The organism is Flavobacterium sp., from assembly GCF_036782315.1.
Lineage (GTDB): Bacteria > Bacteroidota > Bacteroidia > Flavobacteriales > Flavobacteriaceae > Flavobacterium.
The window spans coordinates 64,439-90,857 of sequence record NZ_DAIPZK010000011.1 but is presented as its reverse complement, the minus strand read 5'-3'; the positions used below and the strand labels follow the sequence as shown (position 1 = coordinate 90,857).

Here is a 26,419-nt window from a genome sequence, read left to right as displayed (position 1 = left end):
TGGTATGGAGGATAAACTAAATTTATTAGACCCAAACATACCACTATCAGAAAGATATGATAGTTATTTAGAATGGGAGACACAGAATTCAACAATAAGTATTCAGGTTATAGCTCAAAACCTAGGTATTAGAGAAGCGCATGTTGAAGTATATTTTGATTTAGGAAAATTAGATGAAGAAGAATTTAATACAATAGATGATTCAAAAATTCCCATTGATCATTTGTTTTTGATTATTAAAGAGGATAAACAGAAAAGAATAGAATTATATAATAATTACAAAATTATAGTTAATGACACAAAAGAGCCTATAAAGGCAATTAGAAACTATATTGACGGAGATAATGAACCTTTGTTTAAAAAAATGTTACATAATGTCTCTCCAAATGCATATTATTCAGTTTCTAGTTATTTAAAACAAAGAGATATCCAGAGTGGCACAATTATAAAAGGCTTTAGAGGTTGTTTAATTAACGTTGGGAATCGAGTAAAAAATGGTGATGTAATTTCAGACAAACAAATAGATTGGATTGTAAAAGCGATTGCTCATTCTGAAGTTGAGAGTTTAAATGTATTTTCAAATGATATTTTGAAAAATGATTTACCAGATGATTACGAAATTTTTCGAAAAATCATTACTGAAATATCAAAAATAAAATGACAAACATAAGTTTAATAAATTCAGATATTTTAAATTTTCCATTTAGTAGAAATGGAGATGATTATTATAGTTCAATTTGCCGATTATTTGAACAGTATTTAGAAATAATTAACGGGTTTAACGATGAATTTGGTTCAAAAATCAAGATTAATTTGCCAATAATTGAAAATGAAATAAAGCTTATAAAAGAAGCTCTTGAATTTTATTTAGTTGGAAAAACTAATCATGCATACCAAAAAATAAATGAATGTTTAGAATTGCTAAAATCAAAAAATCTTTTAGAAATAGGAGATATTAATGGAGATTTCTATAGAATAAGGACTGGAAGTAACATAAATTATTCCAAAAAAGATTTATTTCACATCCCATTTCAAATGAGAGAAAAAGTTGCTACCCAAAGGTATTCTATACCAGGTCTTCCATGTATTTACATGGCAGATTCTTTGTATACTGCTTGGGAAGAAATGAATAGACCGGACTTTAATAATATTCACGTTACAAGATTAAGTTTTAATACTAAAAATACTAAGCTATTATTTTTAAATACAACAACTCAAGAAATTAGAAATAGGTGTATAGTTGATGATAAAATTACAAAAGAAAATATTTTAATAAAATATCTATCATATTGGCCACTACTTGCAAGTTGTTCATTTGTGGTTTATAAAAGAGAAGAAACTTTTAAGCCAGAATATATATTACCACAAATGGTTTTACAATGGGTAATAGAAAATGACAATATTGATGGAATTCAATTTAAGTCAAATAGGATTAAATATGATGTTTCTAATATTGGTAGTTTTAATAATGTGGCAATTCCAGTAGTTAAAAATAAAGAAAAAGGGTATTGTGAAATTTTATCTAATAAAATTGAATTTACTGAACCACTTTCATGGTCTTTGTTAGACATATCAGAACCAAATATTAAAAATTTTTTAAATAAAGAAGATATAAAAGTTGATGACATAAGATCAGCTTCATACATAGAATTAATAAATGGAGAAAAAAGTGATTATTTCACTACTAAATTTGGAATAATGGAAACTAAGCTTAAATCAATGCCTATAAAAAAATTAACAAATGCTTAAACCATATTTCAAATCCGAAGACAAAAACTTTTATCTTTTACAAGGTGATTGCAAAGAACTTTTACCTCAATTTGAGCATAAGTTTAATATGGTTTTTGCCGATCCTCCTTATTTTTTATCCAACAATGGTTTGTCTATACAAAGTGGACAAATTGTTTCAGTAAATAAAGGTAATTGGGATAAATCGGAGGGGTTTGATTTTATCAATGATTTTAATCGTACTTGGTTAAAATTGGTAAGAGAAAAACTAAAAGATAATGGCACGATTTGGATAAGTGGTACGTATCATAATATTTTTTCAATAGGTCAGTTATTACAAGAATTAGATTTTAAAATCTTAAATGTAATCACTTGGGAAAAGAACAATCCACCACCTAATTTTTCATGTCGTTTTTTCACGCATTCAGCTGAATTGATTATTTGGGCGCGTAAAAAAGAAAAGGTACCCCATTACTACAACTATGAGTTAATGAAGCAACTTAATGGTAACAAACAAATGAAAGATGTTTGGAAGTTGCCTGCGATTGCTAAATGGGAAAAATCATGTGGCAAACATCCTACACAAAAACCATTGTCTGTTTTAACGCGTATTATTTTAGCTTCAACTAAACCAGGGGCATGGATTTTAGATCCATTTGCAGGAAGTTCCACTACTGGAATTGCAGCCAATCTTGCTAATAGAAGATTTCTAGGTATAGATATGGAAACAGAATTTCTTGAAGTGAGTAAAAACAGAAAATTGGAAATTGAAAATCCTAAAATAGCTTTAGAATACAAACAAAAAATAAGTGGTTTTGAAACTAAAAAGCAATTGGAGTCATATTTATTAGAAGAACCTAAAACAGAATATTCATTAGATTTAGAATTATGAATTTATATCAAGTCAATAAAAGTCAATTAAATATTTTAAAAGAAAAACCTTTTAAATTAGAACGCGAAATTCAGAACGTTTTTGAACAAAACTTAAATTTATTAACAGGCTTGGAGTTTGTAAAAAGTGAGTTTACTATCAAAGGGAAACGTATTGATACTTTAGCGTATGACACTCAATCTAATGCTTTCATTATAATAGAATATAAAAGAGATAAAAATGTTAGTGTGGTTGACCAAGGGTTTACTTATTTGAGTTTAATGCTAGAAAACAAAGCTGATTTTGTTTTGACATATAATGAAACGTTGAATAAAAATTTACATAGTAGTAAAGTAGATTGGTCTCAAACTAGAGTTGTTTTTGTTTCGCCAAGTTTTACAGAAAATCAACGATTGGCTACTAACTTCAAAGACATTGCCATTGAGTTATGGGAAATTAAGCGTTTTGAAAATGATATTATTAGCATTAATCCAATAAAGAAAACTAGGTCGGCAGAAAGTATCAAACCAGTAACTCAACAAAATGAAAAAATAAAGTCAGTAACTTCTGAAATTAAAGTATATACAGAAGAAGACCATTTGAATGGCGCTTCTGATGAAATGGTTGAATTATATGAGTCTTATAAAAATGCCATTTTAAACTTATTTGATGAGGTAGAAATTGTTCCTAAAAAGTTATACATCGCTTTTAAGAAAGATAAAAACATATCGGATATAGTTTTATTGAAAAAAGGGTTAAAAATCTTTATTAACTTGAAAAAAGGACAATTAGACGACCCAAAAGGATTGACTAAAGATGTATCAGAAACTGGGCATTGGGGTAATGGGGATTATGAATTGATTGTTTCAAATACTGATAATTTAGAATATGTTATGAGTTTGATTAAGCAAGTTGTTTAGATGAAGTTGTTTGAAGATACAGTTTATATTAGTGAAATTGTTCTACAAGTTAAAATAGGACAAAAGGCATATGAACGTTTAAAGTTTTCTGAAGATACTTTAGATGTATGGGCTTCAATTCAATCTATTTTAATTTCATCAGCAAATATTTCAAGAATTCTTTGGCCAAATAAAGAATACAATGATAGAGGCGTTAGACTTCGTAAAATGTTAAATATATCAGACGACAACATATTGCGTGACCGTACTTTTCGTAATCATTTTGAGCATTATGACGAACGAATTACAAAATGGTTTGAGGGAGGGGCAAATGGTGTTTTTATTGATTTAGCTATGAATCCTGATTTAAGTTTCTCCTCTCAAAATACTAAAAGAGGTTATAATACAATTGATGAGACAGTAGTATTTTGTGGTCAAAAATTCGATTTAAATAAGTTAAATATAGCAATGTTAGAAATTCTTGAAAAATGTAAACCCTACACAATTGTTTAGTAAAGTTTCGATTCTGTCGAGTCTTTTAATTTTTTATATGAAATAAATAATAAAACTATCACTAATGCAACTCCTTCATTTTGAAATAACCGAATCTGATGATATAAATACATTTATAACTTTTTGGTCTCAATTGTATTCCTATTCAAATGAAGCTATTTATAAAAAGAATATATCCCAAAAGGTGTTTGATGCCGAGAGTGTACAAGAACTTTTTAAATGGAAAAACGGTATGCGATTAAGTGATTTAAAACAAATATCTCTCAATATTAAAATTATAGATAAACTTGAAGTCATTAACTATTTAAAGTCAAAAGATGAATTTGAATTAGATTTGTTTAAATATGAATTTAAAAGTTTATCAGCGGTTTGGAAAATCTTTTTGTTGCACATTATTCAACCTCAAAAGTTTCCTATTTATGACCAGCACATTCATAGAACATTTTTGTTTATTCATAAAAAAGAGTTTTCAAATCTTTCTAATAACTCAATAAAAAATAAACAAAAGGAAGCTTTTTATTTTAATGAATATCTTCCTTTTATAGATGAAAATGAAATAAAAGATTTAAAGAAATTAGATGAAGCATTTTTTGCTTTTGGTCAATTTTTGAATACTAAAGATTATAAGAATTTATTTAGATAAATATTATGAGATACGTTTTAGCATTTTTCTTTCCTTGGTTGAGTTTGATACTTCAAGGGAAAATAGGTTCGGGTATTATTTGTTTGCTATTGCAACTTACTATCATTGGTTGGATTCCTGCTTTTATATGGGCTGTTACTGCTTTGAATAGAATGTATACAGATAAAGAACCAATAAGATTATAAAAGAATTAAAGAAAAGATAATAATGAGTTTTTTCAACAAACTATTCGGCAAAAAAGAACCCGAGTTTACACCTGATAATTCGGTTTTACTGCAATTGATACAAGCGTATCATCAACATCCTAGCTCAGAAAGTTATAGTAAAGTAATAGAGGAATTATATGGACCTCGTGCTTTTTTAGTGGTTCCTACTGATGGCGAACAATCAAAGTCGGATGAATGGAAGACACTTGAAAAGCGGACTTCGGTTGCTTTTACAACTGTTTTTGATGTAGAAGGCATGTTGGTTTTTGGTGTGTTTACTTCGGAAACTACTTTGAGTAAATGGACAGATAGAGAAACGGCTTTTATGGCTATGCCTGCTCGTGCTGTGTTGGAATTGGCTGAAACGCATAGCTTTGGTCGTGTTGTAATTGATAGTGACCAAGAGACTATGTTTGTATTGGAACGCAACAGAGAAAATATTTCTACTACTACAATACAGGAAGAAACAAAAGTGCAAGTTGGGTTTCCGCAACATCCCATTGATGGTGCTAATAAGAGTCAATTGCTAGCCGCTTTTAGTAAGAATAGCAATATTAAAGAGGTGTATCATTTTGTGATGCTTCGTAACCAGGAGTCGATTTATATATTAGCTTTTGTGTTGGAAAATTATTCTGAAAATGCTCGATTGGCGGTTATGGATTGCGTTAGCGATGGTATGAAAGGGTTTTCTTTAGACTTGCCATTGGAATCGATGTATATTGAAGAGTCGGATAGTTGGTATGAAACGGTTCAGAATTTTGGGGTGTTTTATGAGAGGTGATGGGTGATGGATGATAGGGTGATAGGGTGATTGGGTGATTGGGTGATTGGGTGATTGGGTGATAGGCTAATAGGGTGATTGGGAGAATGGGTGAAAGGGAAAAGGGAGGGTTTTACTGCTTGAAGCAAGAGCCTACTTAGTAGAGATTCCTATTCTGCGGAATGACAGCTTGTACTTCGTAAAGCGATTGCCTACTTTGTAGGAGATGCTGAAACGAGTTCAGCACGACAAAAAATGATTGTATGTTGAATGATTATTAAAGAATTATGAATGTGGTCTTTACTTCGTAAAGCGATACCGACTGTGTAGGACATGCTAAAATCGGAGATTAAACAAAGTTAAACGAGATTAATATGAGATGATTAAGAGATGATTAATGTTGAAGTTTAAAATAGTGAAATGCTCTATTTTTTATTTGTTCAATGCAATCAAAAACATCCACTCATTCCTATAATTTTTTTACTTTATGAGAAAGTTGTTGTTTTAGTAATTTGATTTTTAGTTAATTGGTAGTTGTTAAACCGAAACTAAAGTAAATTTATTAATGTAACACATTTGGCATCAATTTTGTATTTTTAGCCTGAAATAATACATATAAATATGAAAAAAATTATACTACTCTTCAGTATGTCTGTGGTATTTGCTATGAATACGTGGGCTCAGACATCCAATTTGGTTGTGTTTTCAGAGGATTTGAATCCGTTTTATTTGGTGGTGAATGGCATCAAGCAAAATGCAACGCCACAAACTAATGTTAAAGTTACCCAATTAAAAACGACTGATAATGCGGTAATGGTCATTTTTCAAGATAAAGCATTAGGAACAGTAAAACAAAATTTTTACTTTCCAGAAATGGGGGTAGAAGTTACTGCTAAAATTACTAAAACTTCGAAAGGTTATAAGTTACGTCATTTTGGTGAAGTGCCTTTAGAGGAAGCTACACCAAGTGCGAATCAATATACAACTAGTTTTCAAAATGTAGATGCAGTGGCTTCTCCTGAAACTGCTGTGGCTACCACTCCTATAACAACGCCTGTTGTAGAAACGCCTAAGCCAAAAGAAAGCACTCCTGTTGTGAATTCAACTCCTAAGAGTACTTCAAGTTCATCTACTGTTTCTTCTGGAGCGGTAAATATGAATTACAAATGGGTAGCAGGGAAAAAATATACATTTGTTGCCAATCAAACCGATAATGTATCGACATCGATGATGGGGATGAGCATGAAAGATCAGTTCAAAGGCACAACTAAGTTTTTAATGGCTATTAATGCAGTGGATACGAAAGGTAATGCTTCGGGTACGTTATATTTGTTGGATTACAAAGTGGTAGATTCTAAAGGGAGAGTATTGGCTTCTTTAGCGAATCTTCCTGCTACGGCTATTAAAAGTGATTTTAAAGTGGATGCCAAAGGGAATTTTACTTTTGTAAAGAAAATCACGTTGGTAACTACTGCACAAGGAAATGCTTTGGTATATGCGAATGCAACTGATAGTTCGATATCGGTAGGAGGACAAGCGGAGAATGTAAACGTAAATGTATATGCCGAATTTGATCCTAAAACAGGGGCATTGAAAGCAGGATATACTATTAAAGAAGCCCAACCGGTTAAACAAATTACCATTAAAGTGGATGAAAATACGGATGAGGTGGATGTATTGCCTTATGATTATCTTTCGTTATTAGCCTTGCCAGAAGGAGAGGTGAGACAAGGTGATTCTTTTAAGGTTACTACGGGAATTTATACAATAGATATTTTGGCAAAGAATATCAGCAATGGGGTAGCCCAGTTGAATTATAAAATGGGTACGGATAAAACGAAAAGTATTGCGGGTTCTTCGGCTACTGCGCAATCTCAAAATGCTTCTATGACAATGGATATGCCAAATATGGACCAAATGATGAGCGAAATGAGTGATGAAGATAAACGCGATATGGAGCTAACGAAGCAAATGATGCCTACGATGACCATGGATTTTGATTCTTTCTTTGATGGTAATGCTGGGATGTTTTCTGCTGTAAAAGGTGTTTTAACTACTAGCTATAATGCTATGGGATTGAAAATGGAAGTGGTGTCGAACTTGGAGATGAAAAGGTTGTAGGAACGGGTTACGGGTTACGGGTTACGAGTTTAGAGTTACGAGTTAAAAGTTAAAAGTTATGGGTTTCACTTTGTGAAGTCTGTAACTTTTTTTTATTGTAAAAACTCTGTTTGTTAGTTAACGAAATAATGATTTTTTGAGTAATATTTAAATGTGGAATTAGGAGTTTTAACAATATTTATTTAACAAAATAACTTAATTTATAAATTTTTCTTTTTTTTTAACAAAAAAAAATATATATTTATTTTTTATTTTTATTTCCCCCAAAGAATACAAAAGCTAAAATTAGTATAATCCTAATAACTCTTTCTTTATGTTAGAAAGCCTTTTTGTGTCCTCGATTGGTGTGATTGGTTTGATTACTCTTTTTAAAGTATTAATGCTTTACAAACCAAATAGTATTCATAATAAATATTTAATTGTTATTTTATCGCTTATAGTGTTGCGATTTTTAGTAATTGGTTTGTTTGGTTTATTTTTTCCTGATCATTCCGTAGATGTTTTGCATAATTTTAATAATGTTTTAATCATTGTAGTACCTCTTATTTTTTTGTATTTAAAAAACTTATTTTTTAATTCAAAAGAATTTCAATATGACGATTTTTTTCATTTGATATTGCCTCTCTTTTTTGTTTTACTTGATATTTCTGATAAAAGTCAAATTGAAACAAATTCTTTTGAAACACCTTCTTTTTTAGCTTTTTTCTTAGTTTATGTTTTAGCCTATATTGCTTTAGATTATCAACTTTTGAAAGTTAATTTATGGAGTAAAAATAGCTTAATTGATACCTCAAAAAATCATAATAAATTACTTAAAAAGTGGAGTCTTTCGCTTTTTGTCTTTCTTTTTTTAGTGGCTTTACGCATTGTTTTTTCCTTGTATGGAAATATTAAAGACATTACTTTTACTTTTTCTATTACTAATGTGTTGGTTTCGGCAATTATCTGGCTATTTTTATTTGCTATATTGTTATTGAATACCAATATTTTGAAAGGATTTAAAATTTTAAAGGAACATTAATTTGATTCTATTTTTGTTATAAATAACGAAAAGTAAAATTTAAATATAAAAAAAGCTCAAGTTGTCTTGAGCTTTTTTCTTAGAGTTTTACTATGATATTAGTAGTTTACATATTCAGTAATTTCTAAACCGTAACCAATCATCCCCACACGCTTGGTAGGAGCGGTACTGTTAGATAAAAGTTTGATTTTTGTAATATCTAAGTCGTGTAAAATTTGGGCTCCAATTCCAAAATCTTTGCTGTCCATTTTGATTTGAGGAGCTCTCATTTCACCTTGACTTTGAAGGATTTTTAATTCGGCTATTCGATCAAGTAATTCTAATGATTTTACTTCTTGATTGATAAATACGATAGCGCCTTTTTCGGCTTCGTTTATCGAACGGAAGATATCATCTAATTTTTTGTCGTTATCATGTGTTAAAGTTCCTAGAATATCATTATTTACTTGTGTGGTATTGATGCGTGTTAAAATGGGTTCGCCTGCATTCCAAGTTCCTTTTGTCAAAGCAATATGTACTTGTTTATTGGTCGTTTGTAAATAGGCACGCATTCTGAACGTTCCAAAACGTGTTTGAATATCAAAATCTTCTTTCTTTTGAATAAGACTATCGTGTTGCATACGGTAGGCTACCAATGCTTCAATAGAAACCAATTTTAGGTCGAATTTCTTAGCTACTTCTACCAATTGTGGTAAACGTGCCATGGTTCCGTCTTCGTTCATGATTTCGACAATAACTCCGGCAGGTTTAAAGCCGGCTAATCTTGCAAAGTCAATAGCTGCTTCTGTGTGTCCTGTTCTTCTTAAAACACCGCCTTGTTTCGCAATTAGTGGGAAAATATGTCCTGGACGTGCTAAATCAAATGGTTTTGTTTCTGGATCAATTAAAGCCTGAATCGTTTTTGCTCTATCGGAAGCAGAAATTCCCGTTGATACCCCATTTCCTTTTAAATCCACAGAAACAGTAAAAGCGGTTTCCATATGATCGGTATTGTTACGAACCATAGCATGAAGATCTAATTCTTTACAACGTGATTCGGTAAGTGGTGCACATATAAGTCCTCTACCGTGTGTTGCCATGAAATTAATCATTTCGGGAGTTACCTTTTCGGCAGCAGCAAGAAAGTCGCCTTCGTTTTCTCTATCTTCATCATCTACAACTATGATTACTTTTCCTTGACGGATGTCTTCAATAGCTTCTTCAATTGTGTTGAGTTGTATGTTATTTGACATGGGATTAGTTGTTGTCGTCGTTATTTTGAGTTATTTTATTAAAAAGTTTTTTAAACGGATCTGTTATCCAATCAAAATTAACCATAATGCCAATATCGTTTGTTGCACGATAGGTTAATATAACCGCAAAAGGTGTCATTAAAATAGATGCCATCCAAGCGCCCAAAAAAGGAGAGATGCTATCTTGTTGTGCCACTTTACGCCCGAAGGTATTGATGAAATGGAAACTAATGAAAATAAGAATGGCAAATACAATGGGTAAACCTAAACCACCTTTACGAATAATAGCTCCAAGAGGCGCTCCAATAAAAAACATTAATAAACAAGAGTAGGCTATTACAAATTTTTCATGAATGGCTAGCCAATGATCGTTAATGTTTTTAATTTTGTCTTCTAAGTCTACTTTACTACTTTGGATACTAAACTCAGTACTTGCAGCATTACTTTTTGCCATTTCTACAATTTGTTTGCGTTCTGCAGTAGTAAAAATGGATAATAAATCTTTTTTAGGTTGTGCATTTGCTACAGGAGCCGTTGGAGAAGCAACAGTTACCGTTACTTGATTTCTTTTTCTAAAAATATTATCGCTGCGCATTACCACATTGTCTGCATAAGACATTACATCTTTATTATAGCTTTTTTGTAGTGAATCTATGGTGTATTTTAATTCAAGTGCTGTAAGCATTTTTTCTGATGTAATGTTGCCTTCATCTATTTCTGTTTGATTTAATTTGGTTAAATCAATATTGACAACATACTTTTGAAAACTACTTTTAGCAAAGGGTAAACGACTGCGGTCTTCATAATTTTTTGGATGAATGTCTTCGTAATAATATCCATCGTATAATTCTAATTGTAAATAATTTGAATCCTCTTCACTGGTTAAAATTCCTCTTTTAGCTTTGATGATAGTATTAGCTCCTAATCCCATATTGACGTTTTTAACGTGCATGGTAACATCTTCTAAAAACTCACCATTATCACCTGATTTTTTATCGACTTTAATGTTTGATGTTCCTATAGTGTTAAATTGTCCTTCAGTGATAGCCATTGCTGGTTTTTGTTGAACAATATTTTTACGCAAGTTGATAAAACGAAATTGCGCATCAGGAATAACGTTGTTGGCAAAAAAGAATGATACAAAAGCTAAAATTCCGATAGTAATGGTTAGCATTTTCATGGCGCGTTGCAAGGAAATACCTGAAGATTTCATTGCAGCAAATTCATAATTTTCGGCAAAGCTACCAAATGTCATGATAGAAGCTAGTAATACCGAAAGTGGTAATACCATAGGAACAATCGTAGGAGCATAAAAAGAAAGAAACTTGACAATGGTAATGAAGTCTAGATCTTTTCCAGCTAGTTCGGCAATAAAAAGCCAAATTCCTTGTAAAACGAATATAAAAAACAAGATTACAAATACCGAAGTAAATGTAATCATGAAGGATTTAATAATGTATTTATCTAAGATTTTCACCCGAACGAAATTAGTCTAATTTATTGATGTAATAATTAGGATATTTTGACTTTGTAAAGGTAAAATGATTTTTCGATAAAGGTTGATTTGTTTTAAAAGAATTAACAGTTAAAGTCGTTTTTGTTCCGTTTTTGCCTATTTCCATAACTGTGTAGATGTGTTTTGTTTGAACATCGATACCTACTAAGATTTCTTTTCGTTGATCTTTGCTACTGTTAGGAATTAATTTTATGTATTGGATTTTTCTTCCTCTTACATCTTGAAGTATATCCCATGCATATTTATAACCCGTATTAAAAAAGGTTAACATCTTATTTGGTGTAATGGCATTTTCATCATTTTCATCAAAATTGGCTACTGTAATTTCTTCATCTTCTGGTACAATCGTATACACTTTTTTTCCGTCGAAAATTTTGGTTATGCCCATGAAATTTAAGTTGTATAAATTTCCTTGAAGTGCCACATTACCTTTACTTTCTTGGTTAATATTTTCTTTTGGATTGTTTAAAGTGTATTTAAAATCAATCACAATATTGTCATACGATTTTACTTTTTCAGAGACATCATCTAACAACTCTTTAGCTTTTTTAGCATCTTGAGCATGTAGTGAAAAACTGAAAAGTAGTGCAATTGCAACTTGTAAAAAACGTGTCATTTTAATTTGGATTTTATTCATTGTTTAAAAAGTGTTCCAGTGCTACTAAATCAGGTATTAAAACGGAACGGGCTTTACTACCTTCAAATGGACCAACAATACCAGCAGCTTCTAATTGGTCAATTAAACGACCGGCTCTATTGTAACCTAATTTTAATTTTCTTTGGATTAAAGAAGCGCTTCCTTGTTGAGCTGTTACAATTACTTCGGCTGCTTCTCTAAATAAAGAATCTCTTTCGGATATGTCTATATCAAGTTTTATGCCACTTTCTTCTCCAACATATTCTGGAAGTAGATAAGCTTCTGGATATGCTTTTTGTGAACCAATAAAATCACATATTTTATCTACTTCTGGTGTGTCAACAAAAGCACACTGTACACGAGTGATATCGTTTCCTTGTGTGTATAATAAATCGCCTCGTCCTATTAATTGATCTGCTCCTTGGCTGTCTAGAATAGTACGTGAGTCGATTTTTGAAGTTACACGGAAAGCAATTCTAGCTGGGAAATTTGCTTTAATAATACCTGTAATTACGTTTACTGATGGACGTTGTGTTGCAATAATTAAGTGGATTCCAATAGCACGTGCTAGCTGAGCTAAACGAGCAATAGGTGTTTCTACTTCTTTACCTGCTGTCATGATTAAATCGGCAAACTCATCCACTACTAATACGATATAAGGTAAAAAGCGATGACCGTTTTCTGGATTTAGTTTGCGGTTTCTGAATTTCTCATTGTATTCTTTAATGTTACGAACCATCGCGTCTTTCAATAACGAATAACGATTGTCCATTTCAATACACAGCGAGTTTAATGTGTTGATTACTTTTGTATTATCAGTAATAATAGCATCACCACCATCAGGAAGTTTTGCTAAATAATGACGTTCAATTTTATTGAATAAAGTTAATTCTACTTTCTTTGGGTCCACCAAAACAAATTTTACTTCTGCCGGATGTTTTTTGTAAAGTAAAGAAGTTAACACCGCATTCAAACCTACTGATTTTCCTTGCCCTGTAGCACCTGCCATTAATAAGTGTGGCATTTTGGCTAAGTCAACTACAAAGGTTTCATTAGAAATGGTTTTTCCTAAAGCAATAGGTAATTCCATTTCGGCTGTTTGAAACTTGGGTGAAGCAATTACGCTTTTCATCGAAACCATCGTTGGATTGTTGTTTGGAACTTCAATACCAATGGTTCCTTTACCAGGAATTGGCGCAATAATACGAATTCCTAAAGCGGCTAAAGACAATGCAATATCGTCTTCTAAATTCTTGATTTTTGAAATACGAATACCAGCATCAGGTACAATTTCGTATAAGGTTACGGTTGGTCCAACAGTAGCTTTAATTTGCGAAATTCCGATACTGTAATTTTTTAACGTATCAACAATTTTATTTTTGTTTTCTTCTAATTCGGCTTGGTTAATCGTTATGCCACCTGAAGAATATTCTTTTAATAAATCAATAGGAGGGAATTGGTAATTAGATAATTCTAACGTTGGGTCAAATAACCCAAAATCTTGTACCAATTTTGCGGCTAGGTTTTCTTCTACCACTTCCTCTTCTTCCACTTTTTCAATTACAAAAGCATCTTCATTTACGAAGTCTTCTTGTGGAATACTTCTGTCTTCAATTGAAAAATTAGTTATTTCAGGAGATTCTACTTTTGGTTTTGGATCTAAAGTTAATTCAGAAGCTGTAGCGATGGTAGGTTTTAATGCTTCTTTATTTACTTCAAAGGAAGAAGGATAGGTTTTGAGTTCGAAATTACCCATTTCTTCTTCGTCTTCCGTTAAAATGAAATCATCTTTAGCATTAGATGGAGAAGTTATAGGTAAATCAGTATTCACTTCGTCTTCTTCCGTATCATTTTCGCTTACAGGAATAATGGTATTGGCAGTTGCAATATCTTCATTTAATTCGTCTTGTGGTTTTTCAAAAACTTTAGTAAAACTTTCAGGAGAAATCTTAATCTTAAAGACTAAAAACAGTATAATTCCAAATAAAAGCACTAACAAAGTTCCTGTTTTACCAATATAATCTTGAATGTAAAGATTCATTTCATATCCTACAGTTCCACCTAATTGCGGTATGTAATCCCAGAAAAAGCCTAAGATTACTGAGATAAAAATAATTAAGTAGAAATCCCAGAAAAAACTTTTCTTTAGTTTAGATAATGCCATATCTAATACAAAATAGGCTCCAACTAAAAAAATAACTCTTACGAAAATAAATGAAGCGACACCAAAACCTTTATAAAGGAAAAAGTCAGCAAGAAAGGCTCCAAATTTCCCTAACCAGTTTTCTGCTTTTGCATTTCTGTTGGCTAATTCCGATACAATATTTTGATCGTTATTTCCGGTAATGAAATAAGATATGAAGGATAGTAATAAAGCAATTGAAAAGAAAATCAATACAATACCAAAAATAAATTTCTGCTGACGACTTATACGCCAAGAGAATTTCTCTTTGGATTCAGTAGGGTTATTAACGGAATCTTTACTTGTTTTTTTGGCCATGTAAACAAATCAATTTTTACAAAAGTAGCTAAATTAAAACAAATATGGAAAATAAATAATACAACCTATAGCAATAGCGGTTAGGGCTGCAAAAAAAACAGCTCCGGCTGCAATATCTTTGATAAAACCAATACGTTCATGAAAATCGGGATGTACGAAATCTGCAATTTTTTCTACTGCGGTATTTAGTCCTTCAATTCCTAGAACGAGACCAAAAACTAAAATTTGCATCATCCATTCAAAACGGCTAATGCCAAAATAAAAGCCTGCGAATGTCATTAGTACAGCTAAAGAAGATTGTACCATAACACTATGTTCAGTAGTAATTAATTTTATTGCACCTTTAATGGCAAATCCGATACTTTTTAATCGACCAGTAAAAAGGGTTTCGTCTTTTTCGAATTTCATCTTATTCATTTGAATTAAAAAAAACTGTCCTAAAGAAGATAGTTTTATTTAGGACAGTTTTGTGTTTTTATAATACTGCTAATGCAGCTTCGTAATTTGGCTCGTCAGCAATTTCTTTTACTTGCTCAGTATGTAAAATAATTCCGTTTTCATCTAAAACTATTACAACACGTGAGTGTAAACCAGCTAAAGGGCCATCTAAAATTTCTAAGCCGTAGTTTTTTCCAAAACTTCCGTCTTTAAAATCAGAGAGATTAATAACATTATCCAAACCTTCTGCGCCACAAAAACGTTTTTGAGCAAAAGGTAAATCTCTTGAAATGCATAATACTTTTGTGTTTGCTAAAGCACTTGCTTTTTCATTGAATTTTCTAACAGAAGCTGCACAAGTTCCGGTATCAACACTTGGAAAAATGTTTAATACTACTTTTGAACCTGTAAAGTCAGCTAAAGTTGCTGTACCTAAATCGGTTTTTACTAAACTAAAATCAATAGCTTTTGAGCCAATTGCTGGCAATTCGCCATTTGTGTGAACTGGATTTCCTCCTAATGTAATTGATGCCATACCTGTTTTTTTTGAGAAACAAAAGTAAAGAATAATTGGTTAAAGTGTACCTTATTGTTTGCTTAATATTATTTTTTTCTTTTTCTAAAACCACGATTTTACTTTCTGCGTAAATGTCAATGTAAAACTTAAAAAAAATAATATGAAAACAAACAAATTTTTTGCTACAGCTTTAGTAGCTTTCGGATTATTAGTAGGTACCACATCGTTTGCTCAAACAAAAGAGAAAACAGTTGAAGTAGGAGGAGCTCCTATGTATCCAAGTAAGAATATAGTTGAAAATGCGGTTAATTCGAAAGATCACACCACATTAGTAGCTGCTGTTAAAGCTGCAGGATTAGTAGATGTTTTAATGTCTGATGGACCATTCACCGTTTTTGCCCCAACAAATGCTGCGTTTGCGAAATTACCTGCTGGAACAGTTGATACTTTATTGAAACCAGAAAATTTAAAAATGTTACAAACCATTTTAACTTATCATGTAGTTGCTGGTAAAATGAATGCTAAAGACATTGATGCAGCTATAAAGAAAGGAAATGGAAAAGCTACATTAAAAACAGTTAGCGGTGGAACGTTAACGGCTTGGATGAAAGGTAAAGATCTTTACCTTACTGACGAAAATGGGAATAGTGCTAAAGTGACTATTGCTGATGTAAACCAAAAAAATGGAGTTATTCACGTAATTGATACCGTTGTTACCCCTAAGTCATAATCTTTAAAGTTTAGTTTAATTGGTTAGATAAAAGCTCTGAATGAAAATTCAGAGCTTTTTTTAGTTTAATTTATTATTTTTGTATGTAATTGTTTTAGGATTTATAAATAAAATGTTTTCCATTTATGAAGGATATCAACTCTAGAAACTTTTTTAATCTCTTTTTTTATAATTCTTTAATTTTTGTGTTAATTTCTAATGCAATTTCAGGAATGGTTTTTATTTATTGCCTGCCATTTAGAGAGACAACAGAAAACTGGAAATTTATTTTTTCTTTGATTGGATTTTCAATGTTTTTTTTATTACTTATCATATTGATTGTTTTTAAATTTCTATTTAGAAATAGATAAATTAAGCCTCCAAGTTCTGGAGGCTTAATTGTTTAAAAAAATAACAATATATTTTCATTTTACTAGCCAATTCTTAAAATCAAAGAAGTTTTGTGGCGCTACACCATGACCCACAGGGTATTCATGATATTCGACTTCTAAACCTAAATTTTCTAAAGCAGGTTTAGCTTTTCTTGCCCATTCTACTGGAATGACCTGGTCAACCGAACCATGAGAAACAAAGAATTTTAAATGTGAAATAGCTTTCGTGTCGATAGTTTCTGGTAGGATTTCTTGATTTAAATACCCACTCAAAGCTACTACTTTAGCTACTTTTTCTGGATACGTTAGGGCAGTGGCATAACTTAAAATGGCACCCTGACTGAAACCAATTAACGTTACATTTTTTGTATCGATTGGATATTGTTTTACTACTTCCTCAATAAAACTAGCAATTAGTTCTACCGATTGTTTGGCTTGTACGTTATCCGAAAATTTATTCTCGTCTGCATCAAAATGAATCGCATACCAAGCGTGTCCGTAAGGTTGCAAATCATAAGGCGCACGAACTGAAATCACATAATGGTCCTTAGGTAATTCACTGGCGAATGAAAATAAATCTTCTTCGTTACTTCCATAACCATGAAGTAATATCAATAAAGGATTTTTATCGTGTTTGATTTTTGGTTCTTGAACTAAATAGTATAAATTCATTTCTAGTAAATAGGTTAAAAGTTTAAGTGTTTAAAAGGTTAAAAGGGTTTAGAAACTTTTAAAAAGTTTTTGATAAAACTCACCTAAAAAAGGAACTGGTTTTTGTTCTCCATTTAAAGCGTTCATAAAACCAAATAACCACAAAATGAAAATAAAAGTCCAAAAAGAAGCGGTAATCATCCAACTATCAAAATAACCTACAGGGTATCCCAATAAAAAGAAAGTTAGAAAAATTCCTAATGCCTGACGAATGTGGAAACTTGCAAAAGGATTCTTCGTTTCGTTGTTCATAAATATCGCTATTATGGTTCCAATGATGGTCAAATAGCTAACTATTGCCGTTTGTTTTCCTTGTTCGATTTCGTTCATGATGTAAAAGTTATGAGTTTAAAATCAATTGTCCGTTATTGTAAATTCCGATGGCTTTTCCTTTCATTTTTTGTCCTAAAAAAGCCGAATTTTTAGATTTTGACAAGATGTTTTCTTTTCCAAATATCCAATTATCTTCAGTAGTGAAAAGCGAAATATCAGCTTTATTTTTAGTTGCTATTGAAGAATTTTCTAATTTGAAAACTAGTTTATTAGCATTTAATTTTTCAACTACAACTTCAAGTGGTAAAATGGTTAACAAAGCACCAAAAGCACTCTCTAATCCGATGGTTCCGTCTTTAGCCAAATCAAATTCTAATTTTTTGTGTTCGATATCTAACGGGTTATGGTCTGAAGTGATGCAATCAATGGTTCCATCTAAAACTGCTTCTACTAATGCTTTTCTTGTAGCTTCTTCACGCAATGGAGGCAATACTTTGTATCTAGTGTCAAATCCCATTAACATTTCGTCGTTTAAGACTAAATTGTGAACGGCAACACTACAAGTTACTTGTAATCCTTTCGCTTTTGCTTCTTTGATTAATTTGATGCTTCCTTGAGTAGAAATGGTTGGGATATGTAATTTTCCGCCTGTGTATTCTAATAAAAATAAGTTACGTGCCACTTGCAATTCTTCTGCTAAAGCAGGGATTCCTTTCATACCTAATTTCGTACTTATTACGCCTTCATTTGCAATACCAACTCCTTTTAACGTGCTGTCTTGACAAAAAGCAAGCACCATACCGTCGAAATCTTGTACGTATTGCAAGGCAATTTTTTGAAGATTGGCATTTTGTAACGCTTTTTTATAATCCCCAAAAGCGATTGCTCCAGCGTTTTTCATATCGAATAATTCCGCTAAATCTGTGCCTTCGCTTCCTTTGGTTAAGGCTCCGATTGGATATAAAGTTGTTGCTTGATTTTTAGCTCTGTCCAATACAAATCGCACTTGCGCTTGATTGTCGATAGTTGGGTTTGAATTGGGTTGTAAGACTACCGCAGTAAATCCGCTTTTAGCAGCTACTTTTAATCCGTTTTCAATAGTTTCGCGGTCTTCGTACCCTGGCTCTCCGAAGGAAACTGAGCTGTCCATCCAACCTTTAGAAACGTGTAAATTCGGAATATTTACAACTTCAAAACCTGAAGTAGCAGTGATTTCTTTTTCTATTTGTGTTATCGTACCGTTTTCAATTTTAATGTCCATCACTTGGTTGTGAAACGGACTTGAAGCGTCGATGATTTTGGCTTGTTTTAGAATAACTTGCGTCATTTTACAAATTTTTGGATTAGTAGTTCTGTTATTAAAAATAGTAGTGTTGCGATGATAAACCATTTCCAAACTTCGTTGCTTGTGCGTTCGGATGCAATGTCGTTTAGAACGGTGGCTATGTTGTTTACTTTCGTGAAATTTTCAAAATTGGCAGTTGTAACATGCGTTAAATCGCTTTCTGTTCTTGGATAGTTGAAGCTAATTTTCTTTAGCGAATTGTTTGCTTTGATAACATCAAAATTTCCTGCTTCTTCTGGATAATCGCCAAATGACAGTTTGCATTTTGTATTCAAAATTTGTTGCATTGGAATGAAACTGTAGCCTTCTTTTTGAACCGAAACCACTTCGTCTTTTGCTAAAATAGTTTCTAAAATCAGGTTTTCGTTTTCACCAATAGTATAAGCGTTAATTCCTGTTTTTCCTTGATTTTGTCCCATATTGTAAAAGGTTGGAACAATTAATGGTGCATTTTGGAAGTTACTATTCTGTTTGTTTACGGGTGCTGAGAAAGCGTAAAAAGTTCCCAATCGATTCGTAGTCGAACCCACGAAAACAGAATTGTCTTCGTATTGTAAAATGTTCGTAATTCCTGATAAAGTGAAGCTTTCTTTCACATTTGGATATTGAAAATTGCTCACTTTTTTCTCAAAAACCGTTTGGTATAATGGATGATTAAAATTGATTTTTGTGATTTGTTTTCCTGAAGTTGAAAGTTGGGAATAGCTCAATCCACCAAAGTTTTTTACGAAAGCATTTAATAGAGATGGCGTGTTTTTTGCATTTGGAATCAAAACAATATTGCCGCCTTTTTCATAAAACGATTTTAAAGTTGTTCCTAAAGCCACTGGTAAATCTTCCAATTCATTCAATACAATTGCATCTTGATTTTCAATTTGATTGTAATCTAAAGTTGCTAATTCCGTGCTTTGAAAATTAAATTCATCAGCAGTAAAAATGCGACTTAAGAAATTGTTTTTATCTGAGTTTCCGATAGCGATTACATTTGCTTTTTCAGGTTTGGAAATGCTTAAATAGTAATCGTTATCGTAGCTTAAGCTATTATCTTCAATACTAATATTTCCGTGGAAATCGTTTTTTGGAATGGTGATTGCAATTTCTGTCTTTTGATTTTCAAATTTTGCGATGGTTTTTGCAATGGCTTTATTGTTACTGAAAACAGAAAGCGGCACTTCATTTTCGGTTTCTCCAAAAGCTTGAAGTGTGATTTTCAATTCATAAAATTGATCCAAAACTTGAGAAATCACTACTTTATCAATGCTGATGTTGGTTTTGTTTTGCGCTTCGGGTTGGATGAAATACACTACGTTATTTTCTGCTAATTCCAAGGCTTTTTTGCTTTCGGATTGAATTGCATCAGTAATGATAACGTAATCTTTTTTGGTGTTTTTCTTTTTGGTTTCTACTTGATTGATCAAATAATCCAATTGAAATGGCATTGCGGAATATTTCAAATTCTGTAATTCTTTTTGAATGGATTTGATATCGGTGTCCCAAAAAACTTCGGAATTCGTAAGTAATGAGAATTGTTGGTTTTCGGGTAATTCTTCTAATAAATCTTGAATGCTACGTTTGAGTAATTCGCCTTTAGCTCCTTTGGCTTGCATCGAAAACGAGTTGTCTAATAAAATAATGAGTTCGTTTCCTTTGTTTGTGGTGTCTTTGGCGTCAAAAAAAGGTTGGGCAAAAGCGATAATTAAGCAAGCTAACAGCAATAGGCGAGTAGCTAACAACAGCCATTTCTTGATTTTAGAACTTTTTCGGGTTTGAATTTGAAGTTCTTTAAGCAGCTTTACGTTGGTAAAATATTCTTTTTTAAAACGACGTAATTGAAATAAATGCACCAAAATTGGTATGACCAACAGAAAAAGGAAATAGAGAATTTCTGGATGTTTGAACTGCATTTATTATTAGAATTTGTCAAAAGTACGAAATTCCATTTAGATTACTATAGATATTGGAGTCATTTTTTTGGAACGCGGATGACACGGATTGAAGAAATTTACACGGATTTATTATGTGATATACTTTCTTCTAATTTTTTAATTTCTTGTATTTCAGATTTCAAATAAACAAATTTTGTTTTTATTTTTTTGTAATCAAATTCAATTCGATTGTTTTTTGTAAAAATGTTTTTCTTGATATTCATGAAGTTTGATATTTCATTACTGTCAAAAGAAATTTCACCTTTCTTCAGCATAGGATTAGTATGCTTAATTCTAATAGTTTCTTTACAAATTTCAATACTATCAATAAATAAAGGGTTTGCCCAAAACTTGTTTTTAATTTCTAGATAAATTAAAGCTAATGAAAATCCAAGAACACTGAATGTATGCCGAGCATCAAGTAAATAAAAGTATACCAATAAAAGTACTAATATGATTATTATAAATGATAAAGAATTAATAATAATTTTTATATTCCTATTCATAATTTATTTAAAAATTGATTGCCATACTTTGTTTTTTACTGCTTACTCAAAACTGAACACTGACCACTAAAATATTATCTCTTCTTTTTCTTCTCCGCGCGTTTTCTTTCCACAGCTCGGTTTCTGGATTCTGTTTTTCTTGGAGTTCGTTTTCCTGGACCGCCAAGGTTGACTTTTTTGTTTTTGTCTTTCTTTTGATGGAAAGCATCGCCTCCTTCTTTTTTAGGGGTTTTTAGTAAGAACTTCATTTTTTTCTTTTCCTTTTCAAAGTCTAAATAGCGTTCTTCTATTTTTAAATCTTCTGGAATAGGAAGTTCTTTAATTTCGGTATTCATTAATAATTCTACCTCAATTTTCGGTTCCACTTCGCTTGGCGAAATCAAACTTATGGCAACACCCGTTTTGTCAGCACGACCCGTTCTACCAATACGGTGCATGTATTTTTCAGGTTCTTCTGTAAATTGTAAGTTGATAACGTGTGTAATATCCGAAATATCCAAACCACGTGCCATGATATCCGTAGTAACCAAACCTCTTAATTCGCCTGCCTGAAATGCTGCCATCGTATTCAAACGATAGTTTTGTGATTTGTTTGAGTGAATTACTCCAAATTGCTCTGGAAATTCGCTTTCTAAGGTTTCAGAAACTAGTTCTACGATACGTTTGTTGTTCACGAAAATCAAAACACGATCCATTCCTTCCGTTTCGCCAATTAAGTGTTTTAGTAGATTTAATTTCGTTAAGAAATTTGGAACTTGATATACAATTTGCTCGATTTGTTCTAATGGTGTTCCGCTTGGCGCTAAGGAAACTTCTTCAGGAAAATCGAAGTATTCGTCTAACATTTCATCTACTTCCTCGGTCATGGTTGCCGAGAATAAGATGTTTTGTTTTTTGCCACGCATCATGGTTAAAATGGAAGTCAATTGCGCACGGAAACCTAAGTTTAAGATTTCATCGAACTCATCAATCACTAATTTTTGTAATGAATCGAAACGTAAAACACCGTCAAGCGCTAAATCCATAACACGACCTGGCGTTCCAACTAAAATATCGACACCTTCTGCTAATGCTTTTCTTTGTGTATTGATATTAACGCCACCATAAATGCCAAGCGTTCGCACACTCATATATTTGGTCAGTTTTTCAACTTCTTCTGCTACTTGAACTACTAATTCACGTGTTGGAACTAAAATAACCACTCTTGGTGATTCGTTATTTTGAAATTTCCATTGTTTTAGGATTGGTAACAAGTAAGCGAAGGTTTTACCTGTTCCGGTTTGTGCAATTCCCATTACGTCTCTTCCTGATAGAATTACAGAGTGCGATTTTTCTTGAATAGGCGTAGCGTGCACAAAACCTAGTTCGTCTAATGCTTTTTGTAGTGATTTTGGTAAATCGAATTCTAAGAAAGTTTTCATATGAGTAAATAAAATTGTTGACAAAGGTACATAAACTTTTTGGAATGGTATTTGTGACTTTAGTAAGCAAATAAATGGTATTGAAACCTTATTTTATTAGTACTTTCCATAATAAAGCAATAATTTAGCCCAAGTTTAGTTTTACATTCTTATGAAGCAGTATCTTACTTTTTTTTTAATTTTTAGTTGTTTGGTGATTTCCTGGAAAGGAAATGCACAGACTATTGAAAAAGAAGGTGATAGTATTTCAATTTATCAAAACATTAATGATTTTTCAAAACGAAATAAGTTTTCAAGATTTGTTTACAAGCTACTTTTTAGAGAATCTGCATTGCAACCCGTTTCTTTAACTCCTTTTGATCCAAAAAAGAAGGAAAAAGTGATAACCAAAACACAAGAAGGAAAAATTATTCGAAATATAATTATTGAAACCTTAGATCCTTTTGGTTATTCTGTAACTAACGAAAAGAAGGTGCCAAAGAAGAAGTTAGAAAACTTTGGAAATGCTGTTCATCTTAAAACGAAAGAAATTACTATTCGTAACTTAATGCTTTTCAAGAAGAACGATAAGTTAGATGCTAAACTTCTTCTTGAATCGGAACGTTTAATAAGAAGTCAACGCTACGTGCGAGAGGTTACTATTGTGCCAGTTGATATTCCAAATAGTAAAGATTCTATAGATGTAAAAATTCGTGTTTTAGATTCATGGACGTTGATTCCTACTGGAAGTTTATCGTCGAGTGAAAGTAGTGTTAAACTAACAGAGCGAAATATTTTTGGTTTTGGACATCAGATTAGTGGAAATATTAAGAATCGTTTTGATACAAAAGAAAGAGCGGTATATGCCCAATATTCTATAAATAACATTAAAAATACTTATATCCGTTTGGATTTAGATTATGCTAATGATTTTAATAATGACAGTAAAAGAAGTATTAATATCAATCGTCCTTTTTATTCGGTAATTGCAAAAAACGCGGGCGGTTTTTATTTTGAAAATCGATTACTTACCGAACAATTTCCTTATGACGACAATATAAGAGCTGAGAAAATCGCTTATAATTTTCAAGAATATTGGTATGGAAGAGCTTTTAAAATTTCAAGAAAAAGTAATCCAGAACGACATTTTACCAATTTAATTTTGGGAATTACTTACAATCAAAAGGATTTTAGTAAAACTCCTGAATTGTATTTAGACCCGACCTTCTATTTTTCTAATGAGAAGAATTGGATTGGAATGATTGGTGTTTCTAGACAGAAATTCTATCAAGATAAATTTGTTTTCAATTACAATATTATTGAGGATATTCCATATGGAGAAAATATTGCATTAATTGTGGGACATCAAGAAAAAAACAGCAATTCTCGAATGTACACAGGGGTAAGTGTTTCATATGGAAAGAAATGTGAATTTGGTTATGCAAGTGGATTTGCCGAATGGGGAAGTTTTTATGATGCTGGTTTTACAGAACAAACGACTTTTAAACTAGGATTTAATTATTTTAGTCCGCTTATGACATGGGGTAAATGGCATTTTAGACAATTTGTGAAACCCACTTATGTTTGGGGTAATAACAGAGATGAATCGTTTAAAGATCGATTGAGTTTATTAGAATCAGATGGATTGCCAGGATTTAATAATCGTTTAAATGGAACTCAAAAATGGACGCTTTCTTTTCAAACCCAGTCGTATATTCCGGGGAGTTGGTATGGTTTCCGTTTTAGTCCTTATTTTAATATGACACTTGGTTCATTGGCCAATGAAAAAGCTTTGTTCTCAAGTAAAGTATATTCGAAATTTAGTATTGGTGCTTTAATTAATAATGACTTTTTGGTATTTAATAGTTTTCAAATTTCGTTCTCGTATTATCCTACTATTCCTTTTGAAGGTGATGGTATTAATAAGTTTAATTCATTTGAAAATACTAATTTATCACTTTACGATTTCCAATTATCCAAACCAGCATATATTCGATATGAATAGTTTTTGGTTTGAGGTTTCGAGTTTCAAGTTTTTGGAACACAGATTTAAAAAATGTGAGTAATCTTTAAAATCTTTTATAATCTTGATTCAATTTAACGATTTATTTATTTTTCCTTATAAGGCTTATTTGTTTTAAATTTTGTTTCAATTTTCAATTTTCAGGTTGAACTTAAATCGTCATTGAGAATAGTTTGGTTTCTGGAGCTTTTCGGATTAAGCGTAAATCAAAAGCCATACAGATATTTCTAACAAAAGGTTTTCCTTTTTCGGTTACGGTAATGGTATCATCTTGAATTATTAATAGTCCGTCGTCTTGCATTTCTTCTAAACTAGCCAATACCGATGGTAATTCGGGGAAATTTAATGCTTCATCTTTCCAAGAAGTCGTAAATTGACACATTAAATTTAAAATATGTCTTCTGATAATTAAATCTTCAGGGGTTAAAATATGGCCTCTAAAAATTGGCAATTGATCTTCTGCTAAATGGGTGTAATAATCTTCAATAGTTTTTTCGTTTTGTGCAAAACTGTACCAACTATCACTAATAGATGAAACACCTAATCCAATCATCAATTGGGTTTTTGAAGCGGTATATCCCATAAAATTTCGATGTAAGGTTCCTTTTTTAAACGAATTGTACATGCTGTCATTTTCTAATGCAAAGTGATCCATTCCAATTTCGTGATATCCGTTTTTTGCCAATTGTTTTTTGCCTTCTTCATACAACATGCGTTTTTCATCGTCTTTAGGCAAATCTTCATCTTTAAAACCACGTTGACCGTTTCCTTTAATCCATGGTACGTGTGCATAACTGTAAAAAGCCAAACGGTCTGGGAATAATGATTTGGTTTTATCAATGGTATCTTTAACATCGGCCAATGTTTGAAATGGTAATCCGAAGATTAAATCGTGACCTATAGAAGTATATCCAATTTCTTTTGCCCAAAATGAAACTTTCGCCACATTATGAAACGGTTGTATTCTATGAATGGCTTCTTGTACTTTTGGTGAGTAATCTTGAACCCCAAAACTCACTCTTCTGAAACCTAAATCATATAATTTTTGAAGGTGTTGTTTAGTGGTATTATTTGGATGTCCTTCAAAACTAAATTCGTATTTCTCAGCTTTTGTAGCGTACTGAAAAATACCATTAATTAGGCGCTCTAAATTTTCGGGAGAAAAAAACGTTGGAGTTCCCCCGCCTAAGTGAATTTCTTTGATGATAGGTTTTCTTGGGAATAAATCGCAATACAACTTCCATTCTTTAATCACTGCAGTTATGTAAGGATCTTCTACTTCATGACGTTTTGTAATGCGCTTGTTACAGCCACAAAACGTACATAAACTTTCGCAAAACGGAAGGTGAATATACAAGCTTATACCTTCTGAAGTATTTGATTCTTTAAAAGATTGTAATAAGGTTCGTTTCCAATCTTCTATATGAAATTTTTCTTCTTCCCAGTAGGGAACAGTAGGGTAACTCGTATAGCGTGGTCCTGGAACGTTATATTTTTGGACAATTGAGACTGACATAACAATAGATTTTTAGC

The 26,419-nt window shown here is 31.9% G+C and carries 25 protein-coding genes; 12 read left to right on the top strand and 13 right to left on the bottom strand.

Annotated features, from left to right (window positions below):
• The first annotated feature begins 4 nt into the window (after positions 1 to 4).
• The 10 genes from V7P59_RS10315 (at position 5) to V7P59_RS10270 (ending at position 8,762) form a co-directional block, all read left to right on the top strand.
• Entirely contained in the window at positions 5 to 661 is a 657-nt protein-coding gene (locus V7P59_RS10315) for a hypothetical protein (protein ID WP_333810081.1), read from the top strand.
• A complete protein-coding gene (locus tag V7P59_RS10310; RefSeq protein ID WP_333810080.1) occupies positions 658 to 1,749 on the top strand; it encodes a hypothetical protein in 1,092 nt (363 codons plus the stop codon). The genes V7P59_RS10315 and V7P59_RS10310 overlap by 4 nt, the downstream gene beginning before the upstream one ends.
• Positions 1,742 to 2,620 carry a DNA-methyltransferase gene (locus V7P59_RS10305; protein ID WP_333810079.1) on the top strand — a complete coding sequence of 293 codons (879 nt, stop codon included), beginning with the start codon at positions 1,742 to 1,744 and terminating at the stop codon, positions 2,618 to 2,620. The genes V7P59_RS10310 and V7P59_RS10305 overlap by 8 nt, the downstream gene beginning before the upstream one ends.
• Positions 2,617 to 3,519 (top strand): DUF5655 domain-containing protein, encoded by a 903-nt coding sequence (locus tag V7P59_RS10300; RefSeq protein ID WP_333810078.1) that lies wholly within the window; start codon positions 2,617 to 2,619, stop codon positions 3,517 to 3,519. Before V7P59_RS10305 ends, V7P59_RS10300 begins: the two co-directional genes overlap by 4 nt.
• A complete protein-coding gene (locus tag V7P59_RS10295) occupies positions 3,520 to 4,011 on the top strand; it encodes a hypothetical protein (protein WP_333810077.1) in 492 nt (163 codons plus the stop codon).
• A gap of 64 nt (positions 4,012 to 4,075) precedes the next feature.
• On the top strand, positions 4,076 to 4,654 hold the full coding sequence (locus V7P59_RS10290; protein ID WP_333810076.1) for a hypothetical protein: 579 nt from the start codon (positions 4,076 to 4,078) through the stop codon (positions 4,652 to 4,654).
• A gap of 5 nt (positions 4,655 to 4,659) precedes the next feature.
• On the top strand, positions 4,660 to 4,839 hold the full coding sequence (locus tag V7P59_RS10285) for a YqaE/Pmp3 family membrane protein (RefSeq protein WP_333810075.1): 180 nt from the start codon (positions 4,660 to 4,662) through the stop codon (positions 4,837 to 4,839).
• Between the two features lie 22 nt (positions 4,840 to 4,861).
• Positions 4,862 to 5,641 (top strand): SseB family protein, encoded by a 780-nt coding sequence (locus V7P59_RS10280; RefSeq protein WP_333810074.1) that lies wholly within the window; start codon positions 4,862 to 4,864, stop codon positions 5,639 to 5,641.
• Positions 5,642 to 6,241: 600 nt separating this feature from the next.
• Positions 6,242 to 7,741: a hypothetical protein gene (locus tag V7P59_RS10275; protein WP_333810073.1), complete on the top strand. Its 1,500-nt coding sequence runs from the start codon at positions 6,242 to 6,244 to the stop codon at positions 7,739 to 7,741.
• Between the two features lie 313 nt (positions 7,742 to 8,054).
• The gene (locus tag V7P59_RS10270) at positions 8,055 to 8,762 is read left to right on the top strand and encodes a hypothetical protein (RefSeq protein WP_333810072.1); all 708 of its coding nucleotides are present in this window, start codon (positions 8,055 to 8,057) and stop codon (positions 8,760 to 8,762) included.
• A gap of 98 nt (positions 8,763 to 8,860) precedes the next feature.
• Here the strand turns inward: V7P59_RS10270 and ribB are convergent, their stop codons facing one another.
• The 6 genes from ribB to tpx all read right to left on the bottom strand — a co-directional run bounded on the left by ribB (position 8,861) and on the right by tpx (position 15,620).
• A complete protein-coding gene (ribB, locus tag V7P59_RS10265; protein ID WP_333810071.1) occupies positions 8,861 to 9,994 on the bottom strand; it encodes a 3,4-dihydroxy-2-butanone-4-phosphate synthase in 1,134 nt (377 codons plus the stop codon).
• A 4-nt stretch (positions 9,995 to 9,998) separates the two neighbouring features.
• Entirely contained in the window at positions 9,999 to 11,435 is a 1,437-nt protein-coding gene (locus V7P59_RS10260) for an LptF/LptG family permease (protein ID WP_442902420.1), read from the bottom strand.
• 46 nt (positions 11,436 to 11,481) lie between these two features.
• Positions 11,482 to 12,147 (bottom strand): LolA family protein, encoded by a 666-nt coding sequence (locus V7P59_RS10255; protein ID WP_333810069.1) that lies wholly within the window; start codon positions 12,145 to 12,147, stop codon positions 11,482 to 11,484.
• The gene (locus tag V7P59_RS10250) at positions 12,140 to 14,647 is read right to left on the bottom strand and encodes a DNA translocase FtsK (RefSeq protein WP_333810068.1); all 2,508 of its coding nucleotides are present in this window, start codon (positions 14,645 to 14,647) and stop codon (positions 12,140 to 12,142) included. Before V7P59_RS10250 ends, V7P59_RS10255 begins: the two co-directional genes overlap by 8 nt.
• Before the next feature lie 33 nt (positions 14,648 to 14,680).
• Positions 14,681 to 15,055 (bottom strand): diacylglycerol kinase, encoded by a 375-nt coding sequence (locus tag V7P59_RS10245; RefSeq protein ID WP_333810067.1) that lies wholly within the window; start codon positions 15,053 to 15,055, stop codon positions 14,681 to 14,683.
• 67 nt (positions 15,056 to 15,122) lie between these two features.
• Entirely contained in the window at positions 15,123 to 15,620 is a 498-nt protein-coding gene (gene tpx / locus V7P59_RS10240) for a thiol peroxidase (protein WP_333810066.1), read from the bottom strand.
• Between the two features lie 142 nt (positions 15,621 to 15,762).
• Between tpx and V7P59_RS10235 the strand changes: the two genes are divergently transcribed.
• Positions 15,763 to 16,332 carry a fasciclin domain-containing protein gene (locus V7P59_RS10235; protein ID WP_333810065.1) on the top strand — a complete coding sequence of 190 codons (570 nt, stop codon included), beginning with the start codon at positions 15,763 to 15,765 and terminating at the stop codon, positions 16,330 to 16,332.
• A gap of 404 nt (positions 16,333 to 16,736) precedes the next feature.
• On the opposite strand, the gene V7P59_RS10230 is transcribed toward V7P59_RS10235, so the two are convergent.
• The 6 genes from V7P59_RS10230 to V7P59_RS10205 form a co-directional block, all read right to left on the bottom strand.
• A complete protein-coding gene (locus tag V7P59_RS10230) occupies positions 16,737 to 17,375 on the bottom strand; it encodes an alpha/beta hydrolase (protein ID WP_333810064.1) in 639 nt (212 codons plus the stop codon).
• 48 nt (positions 17,376 to 17,423) lie between these two features.
• Positions 17,424 to 17,744: a DUF4870 domain-containing protein gene (locus tag V7P59_RS10225; protein WP_333810063.1), complete on the bottom strand. Its 321-nt coding sequence runs from the start codon at positions 17,742 to 17,744 to the stop codon at positions 17,424 to 17,426.
• Between the two features lie 10 nt (positions 17,745 to 17,754).
• The gene (locus tag V7P59_RS10220; RefSeq protein ID WP_333810062.1) at positions 17,755 to 19,014 is read right to left on the bottom strand and encodes a dihydroorotase; all 1,260 of its coding nucleotides are present in this window, start codon (positions 19,012 to 19,014) and stop codon (positions 17,755 to 17,757) included.
• A complete protein-coding gene (locus V7P59_RS10215; RefSeq protein ID WP_333810061.1) occupies positions 19,011 to 20,936 on the bottom strand; it encodes a BatA and WFA domain-containing protein in 1,926 nt (641 codons plus the stop codon). The genes V7P59_RS10220 and V7P59_RS10215 overlap by 4 nt, the downstream gene beginning before the upstream one ends.
• Positions 20,937 to 21,034: 98 nt before the next feature.
• A complete protein-coding gene (locus tag V7P59_RS10210; RefSeq protein ID WP_333810060.1) occupies positions 21,035 to 21,463 on the bottom strand; it encodes a hypothetical protein in 429 nt (142 codons plus the stop codon).
• 74 nt (positions 21,464 to 21,537) lie between these two features.
• Positions 21,538 to 22,884, bottom strand: a complete 1,347-nt coding sequence (locus V7P59_RS10205) for a DEAD/DEAH box helicase (protein WP_333810059.1) — start codon at positions 22,882 to 22,884, stop codon at positions 21,538 to 21,540.
• A 190-nt stretch (positions 22,885 to 23,074) separates the two neighbouring features.
• Between V7P59_RS10205 and V7P59_RS10200 the strand changes: the two genes are divergently transcribed.
• On the top strand, positions 23,075 to 24,868 hold the full coding sequence (locus tag V7P59_RS10200) for a hypothetical protein (protein ID WP_333810058.1): 1,794 nt from the start codon (positions 23,075 to 23,077) through the stop codon (positions 24,866 to 24,868).
• Between the two features lie 169 nt (positions 24,869 to 25,037).
• Here V7P59_RS10200 and hemN read toward each other — a convergent pair whose 3' ends face one another.
• On the bottom strand, positions 25,038 to 26,402 hold the full coding sequence (gene hemN, locus V7P59_RS10195) for an oxygen-independent coproporphyrinogen III oxidase (protein ID WP_333810057.1): 1,365 nt from the start codon (positions 26,400 to 26,402) through the stop codon (positions 25,038 to 25,040).
• Between the last annotated feature and the right edge of the window lie 17 nt (positions 26,403 to 26,419).

Bases quoted from the DNA above. Each gene is read 5' to 3' on its own strand.
- V7P59_RS10260 (WP_442902420.1), bottom strand. From the start codon at position 11,435: ATGATTACATTTACTTCGGTATTTGTAATCTTGTTTTTTATATTCGTT.
- V7P59_RS10305 (WP_333810079.1), top strand. From the start codon at position 1,742: ATGCTTAAACCATATTTCAAATCCGAAGACAAAAACTTTTATCTTTTA.
- V7P59_RS10205 (WP_333810059.1), bottom strand. From the start codon at position 22,884: ATGAAAACTTTCTTAGAATTCGATTTACCAAAATCACTACAAAAAGCA.
- V7P59_RS10295 (WP_333810077.1), top strand. From the start codon at position 3,520: ATGAAGTTGTTTGAAGATACAGTTTATATTAGTGAAATTGTTCTACAA.
- V7P59_RS10255 (WP_333810069.1), bottom strand. From the start codon at position 12,147: ATGAATAAAATCCAAATTAAAATGACACGTTTTTTACAAGTTGCAATT.
- tpx (WP_333810066.1), bottom strand. From the start codon at position 15,620: ATGGCATCAATTACATTAGGAGGAAATCCAGTTCACACAAATGGCGAA.
- V7P59_RS10225 (WP_333810063.1), bottom strand. From the start codon at position 17,744: ATGAACGAAATCGAACAAGGAAAACAAACGGCAATAGTTAGCTATTTG.
- V7P59_RS10210 (WP_333810060.1), bottom strand. From the start codon at position 21,463: ATGAATAGGAATATAAAAATTATTATTAATTCTTTATCATTTATAATA.
- V7P59_RS10230 (WP_333810064.1), bottom strand. From the start codon at position 17,375: ATGAATTTATACTATTTAGTTCAAGAACCAAAAATCAAACACGATAAA.
- V7P59_RS10275 (WP_333810073.1), top strand. From the start codon at position 6,242: ATGAAAAAAATTATACTACTCTTCAGTATGTCTGTGGTATTTGCTATG.
- V7P59_RS10315 (WP_333810081.1), top strand. From the start codon at position 5: ATGGAGGATAAACTAAATTTATTAGACCCAAACATACCACTATCAGAA.
- V7P59_RS10270 (WP_333810072.1), top strand. From the start codon at position 8,055: ATGTTAGAAAGCCTTTTTGTGTCCTCGATTGGTGTGATTGGTTTGATT.
- V7P59_RS10285 (WP_333810075.1), top strand. From the start codon at position 4,660: ATGAGATACGTTTTAGCATTTTTCTTTCCTTGGTTGAGTTTGATACTT.
- hemN (WP_333810057.1), bottom strand. From the start codon at position 26,402: ATGTCAGTCTCAATTGTCCAAAAATATAACGTTCCAGGACCACGCTAT.
- V7P59_RS10235 (WP_333810065.1), top strand. From the start codon at position 15,763: ATGAAAACAAACAAATTTTTTGCTACAGCTTTAGTAGCTTTCGGATTA.
- V7P59_RS10245 (WP_333810067.1), bottom strand. From the start codon at position 15,055: ATGAAATTCGAAAAAGACGAAACCCTTTTTACTGGTCGATTAAAAAGT.
- V7P59_RS10220 (WP_333810062.1), bottom strand. From the start codon at position 19,014: ATGACGCAAGTTATTCTAAAACAAGCCAAAATCATCGACGCTTCAAGT.
- V7P59_RS10250 (WP_333810068.1), bottom strand. From the start codon at position 14,647: ATGGCCAAAAAAACAAGTAAAGATTCCGTTAATAACCCTACTGAATCC.
- V7P59_RS10290 (WP_333810076.1), top strand. From the start codon at position 4,076: ATGCAACTCCTTCATTTTGAAATAACCGAATCTGATGATATAAATACA.
- V7P59_RS10300 (WP_333810078.1), top strand. From the start codon at position 2,617: ATGAATTTATATCAAGTCAATAAAAGTCAATTAAATATTTTAAAAGAA.
- V7P59_RS10215 (WP_333810061.1), bottom strand. From the start codon at position 20,936: ATGCAGTTCAAACATCCAGAAATTCTCTATTTCCTTTTTCTGTTGGTC.
- ribB (WP_333810071.1), bottom strand. From the start codon at position 9,994: ATGTCAAATAACATACAACTCAACACAATTGAAGAAGCTATTGAAGAC.
- V7P59_RS10310 (WP_333810080.1), top strand. From the start codon at position 658: ATGACAAACATAAGTTTAATAAATTCAGATATTTTAAATTTTCCATTT.
- V7P59_RS10280 (WP_333810074.1), top strand. From the start codon at position 4,862: ATGAGTTTTTTCAACAAACTATTCGGCAAAAAAGAACCCGAGTTTACA.